This window comes from Streptomyces sp. NPDC030862 (genome assembly GCF_055571835.1).
This window is the reverse complement of record NZ_JBVIEN010000009.1, coordinates 147,983-163,849: the sequence shown is the minus strand read 5'-3', so window position 1 is coordinate 163,849 and position 15,867 is coordinate 147,983. Positions and strand designations below refer to the sequence as shown.

At 73.6% G+C, this 15,867-nt stretch carries 15 protein-coding genes; 5 read left to right on the top strand and 10 right to left on the bottom strand.

The genetic code is table 11. The features are described from left to right. Nucleotides 1-32 precede the first annotated feature (32 nt). Entirely contained in the window at nucleotides 33-710 is a 678-nt protein-coding gene (locus ACZ42X_RS24185; protein WP_468293782.1) for a macro domain-containing protein, read from the top strand. A 16-nt stretch (nucleotides 711-726) separates the two neighbouring features. Here ACZ42X_RS24185 and ACZ42X_RS24180 read toward each other — a convergent pair whose 3' ends face one another. After that, nucleotides 727-1,491 (bottom strand): hypothetical protein, encoded by a 765-nt coding sequence (locus ACZ42X_RS24180; RefSeq protein WP_468293779.1) that lies wholly within the window; start codon nucleotides 1,489-1,491, stop codon nucleotides 727-729. A 207-nt stretch (nucleotides 1,492-1,698) separates the two neighbouring features. Further along, the gene (locus ACZ42X_RS24175; RefSeq protein ID WP_468293776.1) at nucleotides 1,699-2,520 is read right to left on the bottom strand and encodes a TetR/AcrR family transcriptional regulator; all 822 of its coding nucleotides are present in this window, start codon (nucleotides 2,518-2,520) and stop codon (nucleotides 1,699-1,701) included. A gap of 112 nt (nucleotides 2,521-2,632) precedes the next feature. Here ACZ42X_RS24175 and ACZ42X_RS24170 point away from each other — a divergent pair, with 112 nt between their 5' ends. Both ACZ42X_RS24170 and ACZ42X_RS24165 read left to right on the top strand, forming a co-directional pair. Continuing rightward, nucleotides 2,633-3,595, top strand: coding sequence for an ATP-binding cassette domain-containing protein (locus ACZ42X_RS24170; RefSeq protein WP_468293774.1), 963 nt, complete (start codon nucleotides 2,633-2,635; stop codon nucleotides 3,593-3,595). Continuing rightward, nucleotides 3,592-4,446, top strand: coding sequence for an ABC transporter permease (locus tag ACZ42X_RS24165; protein WP_468293771.1), 855 nt, complete (start codon nucleotides 3,592-3,594; stop codon nucleotides 4,444-4,446). The genes ACZ42X_RS24170 and ACZ42X_RS24165 overlap by 4 nt, the downstream gene beginning before the upstream one ends. A gap of 83 nt (nucleotides 4,447-4,529) precedes the next feature. Here the strand turns inward: ACZ42X_RS24165 and ACZ42X_RS24160 are convergent, their stop codons facing one another. The 8 genes from ACZ42X_RS24160 to ACZ42X_RS24125 form a co-directional block, all read right to left on the bottom strand. Continuing rightward, the gene (locus ACZ42X_RS24160; protein WP_468293768.1) at nucleotides 4,530-5,198 is read right to left on the bottom strand and encodes a DUF4360 domain-containing protein; all 669 of its coding nucleotides are present in this window, start codon (nucleotides 5,196-5,198) and stop codon (nucleotides 4,530-4,532) included. A 213-nt stretch (nucleotides 5,199-5,411) separates the two neighbouring features. Next, on the bottom strand, nucleotides 5,412-6,530 hold the full coding sequence (gene serC, locus ACZ42X_RS24155; RefSeq protein ID WP_468293765.1) for a phosphoserine transaminase: 1,119 nt from the start codon (nucleotides 6,528-6,530) through the stop codon (nucleotides 5,412-5,414). Nucleotides 6,531-6,642: 112 nt separating this feature from the next. Then, entirely contained in the window at nucleotides 6,643-7,896 is a 1,254-nt protein-coding gene (locus ACZ42X_RS24150; RefSeq protein ID WP_468293762.1) for a cytochrome P450 family protein, read from the bottom strand. Then, nucleotides 7,893-9,128: a cytochrome P450 gene (locus ACZ42X_RS24145; RefSeq protein WP_468293758.1), complete on the bottom strand. Its 1,236-nt coding sequence runs from the start codon at nucleotides 9,126-9,128 to the stop codon at nucleotides 7,893-7,895. Before ACZ42X_RS24145 ends, ACZ42X_RS24150 begins: the two co-directional genes overlap by 4 nt. Continuing rightward, nucleotides 9,125-9,751 carry a GTP-binding protein gene (locus tag ACZ42X_RS24140; protein ID WP_468293756.1) on the bottom strand — a complete coding sequence of 209 codons (627 nt, stop codon included), beginning with the start codon at nucleotides 9,749-9,751 and terminating at the stop codon, nucleotides 9,125-9,127. The genes ACZ42X_RS24145 and ACZ42X_RS24140 overlap by 4 nt, the downstream gene beginning before the upstream one ends. After that, a complete protein-coding gene (locus ACZ42X_RS24135; RefSeq protein ID WP_468293753.1) occupies nucleotides 9,732-10,100 on the bottom strand; it encodes a DUF742 domain-containing protein in 369 nt (122 codons plus the stop codon). The genes ACZ42X_RS24140 and ACZ42X_RS24135 overlap by 20 nt, the downstream gene beginning before the upstream one ends. Continuing rightward, nucleotides 10,097-10,501, bottom strand: coding sequence for a roadblock/LC7 domain-containing protein (locus ACZ42X_RS24130; protein WP_361417681.1), 405 nt, complete (start codon nucleotides 10,499-10,501; stop codon nucleotides 10,097-10,099). The genes ACZ42X_RS24135 and ACZ42X_RS24130 overlap by 4 nt, the downstream gene beginning before the upstream one ends. After that, entirely contained in the window at nucleotides 10,498-11,760 is a 1,263-nt protein-coding gene (locus ACZ42X_RS24125; protein WP_468293749.1) for a sensor histidine kinase, read from the bottom strand. Before ACZ42X_RS24125 ends, ACZ42X_RS24130 begins: the two co-directional genes overlap by 4 nt. Nucleotides 11,761-11,935: 175 nt before the next feature. On the opposite strand from ACZ42X_RS24125, the gene ACZ42X_RS24120 reads away from it, so the two are divergent. Continuing rightward, complete coding sequence (locus ACZ42X_RS24120; protein ID WP_468293746.1) at nucleotides 11,936-14,779, top strand: FAD-binding and (Fe-S)-binding domain-containing protein; 2,844 nt, start codon at nucleotides 11,936-11,938, stop codon at nucleotides 14,777-14,779. A gap of 118 nt (nucleotides 14,780-14,897) precedes the next feature. After that, on the top strand, nucleotides 14,898-15,836 hold the full coding sequence (locus ACZ42X_RS24115) for an EamA family transporter (protein ID WP_468293743.1): 939 nt from the start codon (nucleotides 14,898-14,900) through the stop codon (nucleotides 15,834-15,836). The last annotated feature ends 31 nt before the right edge of the window (nucleotides 15,837-15,867 follow it).

The window sequence follows — 15,867 nt, the reverse complement described above, 5'->3', positions numbered from 1 at the left end:
GGAAGAACCGTTGCTCGATGGGGGAGTGGACGATGACCGTGGACCGAGTGCAGGCGCCGCTCAGGGTCGTGCTGACCGATGTCAACGCGGATGTGGTGGAGGCGTGGCGGGCGGCGTTCGCCGACACGCCCGAGGTCGAGATCCGCAGGGGCTCGATCCTCGATGAGCAGGTCGATGCGTGGGTGAGCCCGACCAACTCCCGGGGGCGGATGGACGGCGGGGTCGACGCCGTCATCAAGCGGTACCTCGGAGCGGGCATCCAGCTGCGGGTGCAGCGGGCGATCCGCGACCGGTTCGCGGGGAGGCTGCCGGTGGGCAGCGCGGTGTGCGTGCCGTCCGGTGCGGTGAACCCGAAGTACCTGATCTCCACACCGACGATGGAGCGGTCCGCGCAGGACGTGAGCGAGACCCTGAACGTGGCGCTCGCATGCGCCGCCGCGTTCCAGGCGATCCACCGTCAGAACGCGCAGTCGCCGGGCTCCATCGGGTCGGTGGCGCTGGTCGGCATGGGCGCCCGGACCGGCGGGGTGCCGCCGCGGGTGTGCGCCAACCTGATGTGGACGGGCTACACGCTCTTCCAGGACCACCACTTCGAGGACGACGACGATCTGCGCGCCACGATCACCGCGCAGCTCGACGACATAGAGCAGGCGCCCGCCGAGAAGCGGGTGCGCATCGTGCCGCCCACGCGTCCCTCGTCCCGTCGCTGACCGCCGGCCCCCGTCCTCACTGGGTGGTGTCCAGCTGGGGCTTCCGCTTCACGTCGGTCAGCTTCACGTCCTCCGTCTCGGGGGCGCCGAACGTCTCCACGATCACTCCGCTGCCGGTTCCGGTGACCTCCAGGGCTTCGTGGCCGCCCATGAAGCGCAGGTCGACGCGCACCCGGGGAGCGCCTCCGTGGTCCGGCATGCGGTGCACCCGCGAGGCGGGGTAGTCGAGGGCGATCAGCTTCGTGCGCATCGCGTCGTAGTCGGTCGTCCTCGTGTTGAACGCCTTGCCGACGCGGTCCGCGTGCTGGTCGGCGAAGCACTGCTCGACCTCGGTCAGGGGCACCTCGACCGGCGCGGACGTGCGGGCACCGGGGGCGGGGCTCGGCGGCTCGGGGGCGTCGGAGGGAAGGGGGACGGGGGCGGGGGCGCCCTCGGCGTCGCCAGGCACGGGCGGGGGCGTCTCGCCCGGCCCGTAGATCCCGGTGGGCTGCTCCTCGAGCACCGGGCCGTCGGGCACGGGCGGTTCGCCACCGCCCTTCTCACTGGGGGCGTCGGGGGAGCAGGCCTGGAGGGTCTGGCCCACCAAGTCGATGAACCGCATCTCCGGATCTCCGTGGTCGGCCGGGGCACTCGGGGAGGCGCTCGGCACGGCGCGCGCCGAGGCGGCGCTGCCCGCGGGGGCCGCCTGGTCGGTGGTCGCCTTCTGGCTGCCGCAGGCGGAGAGGACGAGGCAGCTCAGCGCGGCCACCAGCACGGACTTCGGGAGAGTGTTCTTTCGCATGCACGCATCATCCGAAGACCGGCCCCCTCGGGGCATGAGTACGCGTACTCACCTGCGTCTGAGCCGTCAACTCCCGCACGTGCAGCATGAAGAGGCGTCGAGCGTGAGGAGACGACGAGCGCGAGGGCCGGGGCGATCCGGTAGCGCACCTGCAGGCCCGCGATGTCGGGGAGGTCCGGGCCGGACGGGTGCGGGGTATGCACCCGGTCAGGCGGCGTCGTCCGGCGGGGGTGGTGCGTCGTGCTGGGTGGGGCGGGCGGACACCAGGGCCTCGAAGCCCGCCAGCAGGGCGCGCAGGCCGAAGCCGAAGTGGTCGACGTCGGGCGAGAAGGTGTCCTCGGAGAGGGCGGCGATCAGCGGGTAGTCCCCGCTCTCCATGGCGCGGACCAGGAAGGGGCCCTGGCGCGTCCAGAACTCCTCGTCGCTGACGCCGGTCTCCTTGGCGGCCTCCACCGCCTGCGCCTCCAGGCGCGCGATACCGGCGGCGAAGCTCTGGACGGTGATGATCACCGAGAGGGTCTCCGGGTCGCTCAGCCCCATGCCCTTCAGGCCCCGCAGGGCCCGCTCGAACCCCCGGAGCGCGCTCGGGCCGAGGACCGTACGGGCCTGGTTGACCTTCAGCAGCCACGGGTGGCGGCGGTAGAGGTCGAGCTGCTCCCGGGCCAGGGACTCCACGGCGGCGCGCCAGTCGGCGGGCGGCGGGGCGGGGGCGTCCAGGGCGTCGCCCTGGACGTGGTCGAGCATCAGGTCGAGCAGCTCCGCCTTGCCGGGGACGTACCGGTACAGCGACATCGTGCCGGCGCCGAGCTCGGTGGAGAGGCGGCGCATCGAGACGGCGTCGAGGCCCTCCGCGTCGGCGACCTCGACCGCGGCGGTGACGATCCGGTCGAGGGTCAGGCCGCGCTTGGGCCCCCGCGCGCCCCGCGGGGGCGGCTCCCCGGCGTCCCAGAGCAGCTCCAGGCTGCGGGTGATGTCGCCGCTGCCGGTCGTCGCCGTGGCGCCGCCGCCGGTGGTTTTCTCGCTGCTCATGGGGCCAGCGTAATTCCCCGCCGAACCCCCGCCCTTCCCGCTCGACAAAAACTGGGTACGGTGTACGCTCGCTTGGGTACGGTGTACTCAGTTTCTCGACGGGGAGGGTGTCATGAACGACTGGGCGGTACGGGCCGAGGGCCTGGAGAAGCGGTACGGGGAGAAGAGGGCATTGGACGGCTTCGACCTCGCCGTCCGCCCCGGTACCGTGCACGGCCTCCTCGGGCCGAACGGCGCGGGCAAGACCACGGCGGTGCGGGTGCTGGCCACCCTGCGCCGCTTCGACGGCGGGCGCGCCGAGGTCGCCGGCGTCGACGTGGGCCGCGACCCCCGGCGCGTACGGAGCCTGATCGGGCTCACCGGCCAGTACGCCGCCGTGGACGAGGTGCTCACGGGCCGGCAGAACCTGGAGATGTTCGGGCGGCTGTTCCACCTGGGCGGACGGCGGGCCCGGCAGCGCGCCGCGGAGCTGCTGGAGCGGTTCGGCCTGACCGAGGCCGCCGACAAGGGCGTGGAGGGCTACAGCGGCGGCATGCGCAGGCGCCTGGACCTGGCGGCCTCCATGATCCTGGCGCCGCGCGTGCTGTTCCTGGACGAGCCGACGACCGGCCTCGACCCGCGCGGGCGCGGCGAGGTGTGGGAGGCGGTGCGCGACCTGGTCGCGGGCGGCACGACCGTCCTGCTCACCACGCAGTACCTGGAGGAGGCCGACAAGCTCGCCTCGCGTATCACCGTCATCGACCGGGGCCGCGCCATCGCCGACGACACCCCCGAGGCGCTCAAGCGCCAGGTCGGCGGCGACCGCATCGAGGTGGTGGCCGTGGACACGGCGGACCTGCCGAGGGTCGCCAAGACCGTCGCCCGGGTCTGCGCGGGCGAGCCGCGCGTCGACGACCCGGAGCGGCGGGTCCACGCGCCCGTCGCCGACGGGGTGGCGGCGCTCACCGAGGTGGCGCGGACCCTGCAGGACGAGGGGGTCCAGGTCGAGGACATCGGGCTGCGCAGGCCGAGCCTGGACGACGTGTTCCTGCGCCTGACCGGTCACGCGACCGAGGAGAAGGAGGCGGTGGCATGAGCACCGGCACGAGCACGGGTGCGAGCAGCGCCCTGGAGCCGATCGCCGGGCGCGGGCGCGCCTACTGGGCGGTCGTCGACTGCTGGAACGTCGTACGCCGCCAGCTGACCCACTACCAGCGCAAGCCCGTCTCCATCGCCTGGCAGCTCGGCTTCCCCATCCTGTCCGTCCTGCTGTACGGGTACGTCTTCGGCGGCGCGATGAAGCCGCCTGGCGGCGGAGGGGCCGCGGACTACCGGGACTTCCTGATGCCCGGCATGTTCGTGATGACGATGGCCTTCGGCTTCATCAACACCGCGACGGCCGTGGTCACCGACGCCGACAAGGGCGTCATCGACCGGTTCCGCTCCATGCCCATGGCCCCGTCGGCGGTGGTCACCGGCCGCGGCGTGACGGACCTGATCGTGGCGTGCGCCGAGTTGACCATCCTGGCGACGACGGCGTTCGTCATGGGGTGGCGGTCGGACGGCGGGTTCCTCGGGACGGTGGCCGGCTTCGCGCTGCTGCTGCTCCTGCGCTACTGCCTGACCTGGGTCGGCATCTGGCTCGGACTGCTGGTGCCCAACCCGGAGGCGGCCGGCGGGCTGTTCGCGGTGGCGTTCCCGCTGACCATGATCTCCAGTGTGTTCGTCCAGCCCGGGACCATGCCCGACTGGCTGGGCACGCTCGCCGCCTGGAACCCGATCTCCTCGACGGCGGCGGCCACGCGGGAGCTGTTCGGCAACCCGGTGGGCGGCGACGGCAGCTGGATCCAGGAGAACGCCGTGCTGATGGCGGTGGTGTGGCCGCTGGTGATCACGGCCGTCTTCCTGCCGCTCGCGGTACGCCGCTTCCAGAGCCTGAGCCGCTGAGCCGCTGAGCCGCTGAGGCGGGGGCGGGGACGGGGGAGGTGGGCCCGCGGAGGGGGGCGGGCCCACCGGTCGGTCAGCCCGGCTTACCGGGTGCACTCCTTCCACGCCAGGTGGTAGACCGTCTTGATGTCGCCGTCCGTGGAGTCCATGGCGATGAAGCTGTTGGTCTTCGTCGGGTCCGAGGTGCCCGCGCTGACCCGCAGTTCGGTGTTGATGTTGAAGTTCCGCTTCTCGCCGCAGGGCGCCCAGACCAGCTGCGCCCAGTCGGTGGAGTCCGTCGCCTGCCAGTTGTCGGCGTACGGGCCCTTGTACGGATGGGACTTGGCCACGGTGCTGGGCGAGCCCTGGAAGTAGTACGACGCCTTCTGGACCGCCGAGGCGCCCGCCGCGAGGCTGGCGTAGCCGCGGTAGTCGGCGCTGGCGACGGCGTAGGTGAAGCCCTGCGGGACGTGGACGACCAGGTTCAGCTGGCAGTTCTTGCGGAAGTCGGTCGGCTCGGCGCCCACGCCCACCTGGGCGAGGTAGTCGCTGTACGTGACGGTGAAGGCGGTGTTGTCGGGCGAGACGGCGACGGCGGCGGTGCCGAGCGGGCAGCCGGAGCCGTTGACGGTGGCGATCTCGATCACGATCTTGTCGGGCGGGGCGACGATGCCCCGGGTCGTGGCGGCGGAGGCGCCGGGGGAGACGGCTACGGAGGCCAGTAAGGTCGCGGCCGCGCCGCCGACGGCGGTCGCTCGTGCTGCTCTGGACATGGTTCTCCGATCGGTTGCCTTCGGTCGAAGTGGGGGGTCCAACCGTGGATGGTGTGCGCATGCCAACCCGTTGGTCGTACGGGTATGCGCGTTACGGATGGTAAGGACGGGCAACCGGAGCCGATAGAGCGGTTATCGGCCGCATGCGGAAGGGCCCGGCGCGTCCCCGCGCCGGGCCCTTCCGACATACGCCCTACCGGATGACCGGAGGGATCAGAGCTTCTCGATGACGTAGTCGATGCACTTCGTCAGCGCCTCGACGTCCGACGGCTCGACGGCCGGGAACATCGCGATGCGCAGCTGGTTGCGGCCCAGCTTCCGGTACGGCTCGGTGTCCACGATGCCGTTGGCGCGCAGCACCTTGGCGACCGCCGCCGCGTCGACCTCGTCCGAGAAGTCGATGGTGCCGATGACCTGCGAGCGCTTCGCCGGGTCGGAGACGAACGGAGCCGCGTACTTGGACTCCTCCGCCCAGCCGTAGAGCGTGCGCGAGGAGTCGGCGGTGCGGCGCACCGACCAGTCCAGGCCGCCCTGGCCGTTGATCCACTTCAGCTGCTCGTTGAGCAGGAAGAGGGTGGAGAGGGCCGGGGTGTTGTACGTCTGGTTCTTCAGCGAGTTGTCGATCGCGGTCGGCAGCGAGAAGAACTCCGGGACGTGGCGGCCCGACGCGTGCACCCGCTGCGCGCGCTCCAGCGCCGCCGGGGAGAACACGCCGATCCACAGGCCGCCGTCGGAGGCGAAGGACTTCTGCGGCGCGAAGTAGTAGACGTCCGACTCGGTGATGTCGACCGGCAGGCCGCCCGCGCCGGAGGTCGCGTCGACGAGGACCAGCGCGCCCTCGTCGGCGCCCTGGACGCGCTTGATCGGGGCGGCGACACCGGTGGAGGTCTCGTTGTGCGTGAACGCGTACACGTCGACGCCCGCCTCGGCCCGCGGCTCGGGGTGCGTACCCGGGTCGGAGGAGATCACGGTCGGCTCCTCCAGCCACGGCGCCAGCTTGGCCGCCTTCGCGAACTTGGAGGAGAACTCGCCGAAGGAGAGGTGCTGCGACTTCGACTCGATGAGCCCGTGGGTCGCGATGTCCCAGAAGGCGGTGGAGCCGCCGTTGCCCAGGATCACCTCGTACCCGTCGGGGAGCGAGAAGAGCGCGCGTACGCCTTCGCGGACTTCGCCGACCAGGTTCTTGACCGGGGCCTGACGGTGCGACGTACCGAGGAGGGACGTGCCGGTGGCGGCCAGGGCGTCCAGCGCCTCCGTACGCACCTTGGAGGGGCCCGCGCCGAAACGGCCGTCGGCGGGCTTGATGTCGGTGGGAATCTGGATCTCAGCCACGGCCGGAGCCTAACCGCTGACGGACACGGCGGAACGCCGTGTCCGTCGGGTGAGACACGAAAATGAGACGCGTGAGAGACGGGTGAGAGACGCGTGAGGGACGTGCGGGGTCTCAGACCAGCCGCACGGGCAGCTCGAAGAGGTCGTTCTGCGTGAGCACCGGCTTGTTGCGCAGGTCCGACGCCGGCACGGCGAGCGTCAGCTCCGGGAAGCGCTCGTACAGGGCGGGCAGCGCGACCCCCGCCTCCAGCCGGGACAGGGCGGCGCCGGGGCAGACGTGCGGGCCGTGCCCGAAGGAGATGTGCCGGATGGGGGAGCGGGTGACGTCGAAGGCGCCTGCCGTGGGGCCGTGCTGCGCCTCGTCGCGTCCGATGGCCCCGTACGACACGATCAGCGCCTCGCCGGCGGGCAGGACGCGGCCGCCGACCTCGACGTCCTCCGTCGCGAAGCGGATCAGAACGTGGGAGGTGGGGGTGGAGAAGCGCAGCGTCTCCTCGATGACGGCGTCCCAGCCGACCTGACCGGAAAGGACCAGTTCCCGCTGCTCCGGGTGGGTGGAGAGGTTCACCACGGCGTTGACGATGAGGGAGATCGTCGTCTCGTGGCCGGCCGCCACCATCAGCTGGAGCGTGGAGACGATCTCCTCGTCCGTGAGGTGGTCGCCGTCCTCCGAGGCGGCGATCAGCGCGCTGGTGAGGTCGTCGCCCGGCTCGGCGCGGCGCGCGGCCACCACCTTCGCCATCATCCCGGCCAGCTCGCCGAGGGTCGCCACGACCTCCTCCGGCGGCGTCTGCGTCGAGAAGAACTTCTCGAAGAGGACCTTCAGCCGCGGGTGGTCCGCCGGATCGATGCCCATGAGGTCGCTGATGACGTACATGGGCAGCGGGTACGCGAACGCCGCCTTGAGGTCCACCGTCCCGCCCGGGTCGCCCGCGGCGAGCCGGTCCAGCTCGTCCAGCAGGCCGTGCGTCAGCTCGGTGATCCGCTCCCGCATCCGCTCCACGCGGCGCGGCGTGAGCGCCTGCGCCACCAGGGCACGCAGCCGCCGGTGGTCCTCGCCGTCCACGGTGAGCATCGAACGGCCGGGGTTGGCCAGCCCGATCAGCGGCCAGTCCGGCGGTATCTCGCCGCGCCGCCAGGCGCCCCACACGTTGATGTCCTTGACGAGCCGCTTGTCGGTGAGGAGCTCGCGCGCCTCCGCGTGGTGCGTGACCGCCCACACGGGCACGCCGCCCGGCAGGACGACGCGGGCCAGCGGACCGGCGGCGCGCAGCCGGGCGCTCTCGCCGTCGAGGTCGGTGACGAACGGGTCGAGAGGGATCGGGTCCAGCGGGATGGGCTCGGCGACGGTCGGTTCGGCGGTCATGCGGTGCCTCCGAGGGCGGGGGTCGGGGTGAAGGTCACGGGCAGCTCGGTCAGGCCGCGCAGCCAGGGCGAGGGGCGCCGGGTCAGCGACTCCGCCGGTACGGCGAGGTCGAGGTCGGGCAGCCGGTCCAGCAGCACCTCGATCGCGGTACGGGCGATGACCTCGGCGATCTCCTGCGCCGGGAAGGGGCAGCGGTGCTCGCCGTGCCCGAAGGAGAAGTGCGCGGCGTTGCCGCCGGTGAGGGCGGAGTTGTCGATGTGCACCTGGGGGTCGGAGTTCGCGGCGGCCAGGCCCAGCAGCACCAGGTCCCCGGCCTTGACGGGGCGGCCGCCCAGGCGGGTGTCGCGGGAGGCCCACCGTCCGGCGACGTTCTGCGTCGGGGTGTCGGCCCACAGCACTTCGTTCATGGCCTCGGCGACGCTGTGCCGACCGCCGGAGAGGGAGGCCGCGAACCGGTCGTCGGTCAGCATCAGGCGCAGCGAGTTGCCGATCCAGTCGGCGGTCGGCTGGTGCCCGGCCGCCATCATCACCATCAGGTCCTGCGCCATCTCCTCGGCCGTGAAGCCGGACGGGTCGGCCAGCATGCGCGACGCCACGTCGTCGCCGGGCGCCTCCCGCTTGGCGGCCAGCAGCGCGGACATCGCCTCCGCGAGGTGGCGCTGGCCCGCCAGGGCCCGCTCGCGGCCGTCGATCATGTCGTTGAGCGCGGTGACGAGACCGGGGCCCTGGTCGTCGGGCACGCCGTAGATCTTCACCAGGACGCGTACGGGCAGGAGCATGGCGTACCGGCCGATGAGCTCGGTCTCGCCCTTGCCGCAGAACGCGTCGATGAGGCCGTCGGCGTACTCCTCGGCGTACCGGCGCAGGGTGAAGGGGTCGACGGACTCCAGCGCGTGGCCGACCATCGCGGCGCGCTGCCGGTGGCGCTCGCCGACGGTGTAGAGGATGGACGGCTGGTCCCGGCCGATCATGGGCAGCAGGGGCCAGTCGGCGGGGACGCGGTCCCACTGGTTCCACAGGGCCGAGTCGCGGCTGAAGAGGACCGGGTCGCCGGTGACGCGGTGCAGCTCGCGGTAGTCGAGCACCAGCCAGGCCGGGATGTCGCCGTCGAGGAGCACCGGGGCGACGGCGCCGTGGTCGCGCCGCAGCTCGCGGTAGAGGCGGGCGGGGTCGGTCTGGAAGCGGGGCCCGGAGAGCGGAACCGGGGCGGGTGCGGGGACGGGTGCGGTCATGGTCTGGATTCCCGGTGCAGGCTGCGGAGGTGCTCGACGAGGTTGATCAGGACGTACTTGCTGGAGGACCGGTCGCGGGCGTCGCACTCCACCAGCGGTACGTGGTCGGCGAGATCGAGCGCCTCGCGGATCTGCGCCTCGGTGTGGACGGGGCCGCCGAAGTCGTTGCAGGCGACGATGAACGGGGTGCCGTGGTGCTCCAGGCGGTCGATCGCGTACCAGGAGTCGGCGACGCGGCGGGTGTCGACCAGGACGACCGCGCCGAGGGTGCCGGAGAAGAGGCGGTCCCACAGGAACCAGAAGCGCTCCTGGCCGGGGGCGCCGAAGAGGTACAGGACGTTGCGGGCGTCGAGCGTGATGCGGCCGAAGTCGAACGCGACGGTGGTGGACCGCTTGGTGCCGACCGCGGTGACGTCGTCGACGGGCTCGCCCGCGCGGGTCATCGTCTCCTCGGTGTCGAGGGGCCGGATCTCGCTGACGGAGCGGACGAGGGTGGTCTTGCCGACACCGAGACCGCCGACGATGACGATCTTCAGACCGTTGTCGGCGGTGCTGGAGAGCGGTGCCCGTGGTGAGGCGTCGGAGGAAGCGTCAGCGGCGGCGTCAGAGGCTGCGTAGTCCAACGAGCACCTGCTCCAGGATGTCGGGGTCGGGGAGGACGTACGCGGACGGGTTCGTCGGCGTACGGGGGTGGCGGGCGCTGATCCGCCCCGTACCGAGCAGGTCGGCGAGGAGGATGCGGACGATGCTCACCGGCAGGCCCAGTCCGGCGGCGACCTCGACGACCGCCGTGGGACGGCGGCACATGCGCAGGATGGCGGCGTGCTCGGACTGCATGCCGGGCACCGGATCGGACTCGGCGACGACGAGGGTCACCAGGTCGAACGGCGAGTCCGGCCCGGAACGGGCGCGGCCCCCGGTGAGGGTGTACAGCCGGTCCGGCGACTCGTCCCGGTGACCGCCCGGGCTCACGGGGTGCGGGGCTCGGCGCGCAGGTGCTCGCCGAGCTGCTCGACCAGTTCGCTCATGGCGTGCCCCACCAGGCCGACGTCGGCGTCCTCGGCGGCGACCACCGCGAGGTGCGCGCCCTCGCCCGCCTCCACGATGAGCAGGACGCCGCCGTGGAACTCCGCCATCGCGGACCGTACGCCGCCGCTCCCGTCGCCGAACTCGACGGAGGCGCCGTGCGACAGGGACTGGATGCCGGCGGCGATGGCGGCCAGCTGGTCGGCGCGGTCGACGGAGAGCTCGGGGGTACGGCACAGCTTGAGGCCGTCGCGGGACAGGACGAGCGCGTGGCGTGCGCCGGGGGTGCGCTCCAGGAGGCCCTCCAGCAGCCAGTTGAGCTTCTCGTCGGTGGTGGCAGTGGTCATTCGGGGGTGCCTTCCGTGGTCGTGCGTACCGCTTGGCGGAAGCTGTGGAAGCGGGTGGCGGCGGCCGCGTCGACCGGCCGGGTGGTGGCGGGCGGTCCGGCTGGTTCGGCGGGTTCGGTGGCCGTCGGCGTGCGGTGCGCGGCGGCGAGGGTACGGCCGCGGCGGCGCTTGGGCAGGCCGCTCTCGCCGAGTTCGGGGGCGGCGGGCTCGGGCTCGGCCGGGGTCTCCGGCGTCGGCAACGGCTTCGGCGTCGGTGTCGGCTCCGTCTTCGGCTCCGTCTTCGGCTCCGTCTTCGGTTCCGGGACGCGTACGCGCGTGATCAGCTCCTGCGGAATCGTCACCACCACGCCGGTGCCGCCGCGCGCGGAGGGCCGGAAGGAGACCGTCAGGCCGTGCTTGCGGGCGAGCCGGCCGACGACCGCGAGGCCGAGCCGCGTCCCGGACAGGGCGGTCAGGTCGGTGGGGTCGGTGGGGTCGGTGGCGTGGTCCGCGCCGACGGCACGCTCGGCGCGGCGCAGCTGTGCCTCGCTCATCACCAGGCCGCTGTCCTCGACGGAGACGACGAGGCCGGTGGCGACCTCCTCGACGTACACGTGCACTTCGGCGGTGGGCGGCGAGAAGGTGGCGGCGTTGTCGAGGAGCTCGGCGAGGGCGTGCATCACGCCCTCGGCGGCGTGGCCGGCGATCGCCGCGTCCGTGGTGGAGTGCAGCCGTACGCGCTGGTAGCCGCCGATACGGCCCATGGCGCCGCGCAGGATGGACTCCATGACGATCGGCTTCGCCCAGCGGCGGCCCGAACGGGCGCCGGTGAGGACGGCCACGGAGTCGGCGAGGCGCCCGGCCTGCGCGGTGCGGTGGTCGAGGTGGAGGAGGTCGGCGAGGACGTCCTCGTCGGTGTGCCGGTGCTCCATCTCGCGCAGGTCGGCCAGCATGCTCGTGGCGAGGGCCTGCATGCGCCCGGCGGCGTTGGCGCAGGCGGCCACGGCGGCGGCCCGGTTCCGCTCGCTGCGCCGGGCCTCCGCGCGGGCCAGCTCCGTCTCCCGCCGGGCCTGCGCGGCGGCTTCGCGGGCGCCTTCCGCCTCCTCGCGGGCGCGTTCCACGGCCTCGCGGGCGCGGGCGGCCTCGGCGGCGAGCGCCGCGTTGTCCGTACGCAGCCGGCGGGTGGCGCCGAGGGCGTACGCGGCCGTCGTCAGCACGGCGGCCGCGGCCGGGCCCCACACCAGCGGAGCCCGTACGGAGCGGAGAGGGGAAAGGCGCACGTCGTCAGTCCTCGGGGCGGGGGCGGGGTCCGGGGTGCCGGGGTGCCGGGGTGCGGCAAATTTCTGGCCACTATAGGAGAGTTGACGATCAGTTGGGAAAGGTCGGATGAGGATTTCTTTCATGACTCATACGCTTGATGATCGCGGCCCTGCGGACGCGGGGGGATCCTGACCCATGAGCGACCGGCACACCCGTCAGGCCCCGGCCGAGGTCGCGCGGGCCCTGCGCGCCGCCCTGCGCGGGGACGTGGACTTCGGGGCCGCGGCCCGCGCGCTGCACACCATGGACGCGTCCAACTACCGCCGCGTCCCCGTCGGGGTCGTCGCGCCGCGCGACGCGGCGGACGTGGCCGCCGCGCTGGAGGTGTGCCGGGCGCACGGCGTGCCCGTCGTCCCGCGCGGTGCCGGGACGTCGATCGCGGGGCAGGCCACCGGGACCGGCGTGGTGCTGGACTTCACCCGGCACATGCGCTCCGTCCTCGCGGTGGACCCCGAGGCGCGCACGGCGGTGGTCCAGCCGGGCGTGGTCCTGGACGACCTGCGCGCGGCGGTCCGCCCGTACGGCCTGACCTTCGGCCCCGATCCCTCGACGCACAGCCGCTGCACCCTCGGCGGGATGATCGGGAACAACGCCTGCGGCTCCCACTCGGTGGCCTGGGGCACCACCGCCGACAACATCCGCGCGCTGTCGGTCGTGACGTACGGCGGCGGCCCCGAACGGCGCCTGGGGCGCGGCTGGGACGGCGCGCCGGACGGACTGGCGGAGCTGGTCGGCGGTCACCTGGCGGCCCTCCGTACGGGCTTCCCGCCCGGGATGCCGCGCCGCATCTCCGGTTACGCCCTCGACGCCCTCCTCCCCGAGCGCGGCACCGACCTCGCCCGCACCTTCTGCGGCAGCGAGGGCACCCTCGGGGTGGTGACCGAGGCGACCGTACGGCTGGTCGAGTCGCCGCCCGCGCGGGCGCTCGCCGTCCTCGGTTACGCCGACGAGAGCGCCGCCGCCGAAGCGGCGTCCGGACTGCTGCCGCACGGGCCGCTCACCGTCGAGGGCATGGCGGAGGACCTGGTCCGGGACCCGGCCGCGCGCGCCGCGCTGCCCCGGGGCGGCGCCTGGCTCTTCGTGGAGACGGGCGGCGCGACCCCGGCGGAGGCGTGGGCGCACGCCGAGGCGCTGGTGCGCGCCGCCGACGCCGTGGACGCCACCGTGGTCACCGACCCGGCCGCGCAGCGCGCCCTGTGGCGGGTGCGCGAGGACGCCGCCGGGACCGCCACCCGGACCGCCGACGGCACCGAGGCGTGGCCCGGCTGGGAGGACTGCGCCGTCCCGCCCGCGCGCCTCGGCCCGTACCTGCGCGACTTTCGCGCGCTGCTCGCCGGCCACGGGCTGCGCGGCACGCCGTTCGGCCACTTCGGCGAGGGCTGCGTGCACGTCCGCATCGACTTCGACCTGGTGTCGGCGGAGGGCGTGCGGCGCTTCCGGCGGTTCTCGGAGGAGCTCGCCGACCTCGTCGTCGCCCACGGCGGGTCCCTCTCCGGCGAGCACGGCGACGGACAGGCGCGCGCGGAGCTGCTGCCGAGGATGTACGGGGACGAACTGGTCGGCCTCTTCGGCCGGTTCAAGGACCTGTGGGACCCGGACGGCGGCATGAACCCGGGCATGCTCGCCCGGCCCGCCCGCCTCGACGAGAACCTCCGCTTCGACGTCCTGCCGCGCGAGCCCGTGCCCGTGGCCTTCGGCTACCCGCACGACGGCGGGGACTTCGCCACCGCCGTACGCCGCTGCGTGGGCGTCGCCAAGTGCCGGGTGGCGGGGCCGAACCAGGGCGCGGGCGTGATGTGCCCCTCCTTCCGTGCGACCGGCGAGGAGCAGCACTCGACGCGCGGGCGCGCCCGGCTGCTGCACGAGATGCTGGCGGGCGAGGTGGTGCGCGACGGCTGGCGGTCGACGGAGGTGCGCGAGGCGCTCGACCTGTGCCTGTCGTGCAAGGGCTGCCGGAGCGACTGCCCGGTGGGCGTCGACATGGCGACGTACAAGGCGGAGTTCCTGCACCACCACTACGCGGGACGGCTCCGCCCCGCCGCGCACTACGCGATGGGCGGGCTGCCGCAGTGGCTCCGCCTCGCCGCGCCCTTCACCCGGGTCCTCAACGCCACCGCCCGGGTGCGGCCGCTGGCGGCGCTGGCCAAGCGGATGGCGGGCATCGCGCCGGAGCGTGACCTCCCGCGGCTGGCGCCCCGGACCTTCCGCGCCTGGTTCGCGCGCCACGGCGACGCCACGGCCGGTGACCTGCTCCTGTGGCCCGACACCTTCACGGACCACCTCTCGCCGTCCGTGGGCCGCGCGGCCGTCGCGGTCCTGGCGGCGGCGGGGCTGCGCCCGGCGCTCCCGCCCGGCCGGGTGTGCTGCGGCCTGACGTACGTCTCCACGGGCCGGCTCGACCGGGCCCGTACGGTGATGCGCCGCACCCTCGACACCATGGAGCCCGTCCTGGGCAGCCCCGTGGTCGTCCTCGAACCGAGCTGCGCCGCCGCCCTGCGGACCGACCTGCCGGAGCTGCTCCCCGACGACCCGCGCGCCCGCCGCCTGGCCGACTCCGTACGCACCTTCGCCCAGGCCCTGGAGGAGTTCGCGCCCGACTGGCGGCCCCCGCGCCTGGACCGCCCGGTCGCCGGCCAGACCCACTGCCACCAGCACGCGGTCCTCGGCGACGCCGCCGAACGCCGCCTGCGCGAGCGCGCGGGCCTGACCGGCGACCTGGTGGGCGGCTGCTGCGGCCTCGCCGGCAACTTCGGCTTCGAGCGCGGCCACTACGCCGTCTCCGTCGCCTGCGCCGAGGACCAGCTCCTCCCCGCCCTCCGCGCCGCCGCCCCCGGCACCGAGCTCCTCGCGGACGGCTTCTCCTGCCGCACCCAGCTGGACCAGCTGGCGGGGCGTCGGGGGCGGCACCTGGCGGAGGTGCTGGCGGAGGGCCTGACGGAGGGACCGGCGGAGGGGAGGGCGGCGGGGCTCGGGAGCTGAGGCCGCCGCTCACGACGCTTACGGTGGAAAAGGGAGGGCCCACCTTTTGGTGCAGTGTGTTTGACTGGGGGTGCACCCTGATGCACTTGTCGAAGAGAAAGAAGTCGAGGTTCTCCCGGTGAACGACACCGCACGCCCGGACGCGGCGGTCGCCGACGTGTCCGCCGTCGCGCTCCCCGAGGTCTCCGCCGCGCACTCCGAAGGGGGGGCCGGGAGGCGCGGCGCGCTCGGGCCGGTCGCGCTGGTGGTGGCCGGTGGGCTGTCCGTGCAGTTCGGGGCGGCCGTCGCCGTGCTGCTCATGCCGCGGGCCGGGGCGATCGGGGTCGTCACGCTGCGGCTGCTGCTCTCCGCCGTCGTGCTGCTGCTCGTCTGCCGGCCCCGGCTGCGCGGGTACCGGCGCGCCGACTGGGGCACGGTCGTCGCCTTCGGCGCCGCCATGGCCGCGATGAACGTCCTCTTCTACCTGTCCATCGACCGCATCCCGCTGGGCGCCGCCGTCACCCTGGAGGTGCTCGGGCCGCTCGTGCTGTCGGTGGTCGCCTCGCGGCGGCTGGTGAACGTCGTGTGGGCCGGGCTCGCGCTGGCCGGGGTGGTCCTGCTGAGCGGGGGCGGCTTCGACCGGCTGGATCCGCTGGGCGCGGTGTTCGCGCTGGCCGCGGGCGCCATGTGGGCCGCGTACATCCTCTTCAGTGCGCGCACCGGGCGGCGCTTCCCGCAGGCCGACGGGCTGGCGCTGGCCATGGCCGTGGGGGCGGTGCTGACGCTGCCGCTGGGCATCGCCGAGGCCGGGAGCAAGCTCCTCGTGCCGTCGACCATCGGCCTGGGCCTCGCCGTCGCGCTGATGTCGTCCGTCCTGCCGTACACCCTCGAACTGCTGGCGCTGCGCCGCCTGCCCGCGCCGACCTTCGCGATCCTGATGAGCCTGGAGCCGGCGATCGCCGCCACCGCCGGGTTCCTGGTGCTGAGCCAGGCGATGTCGCTCGTCGACGCGCTGGCCATCGCGCTCGTCATCGCGGCGAGCATGGGGTCCGTCCGCTCCCAGGCGGCGAAGAAGTAGCGCGAGAAAGTAAAGCAAGCACGCTTGCTTG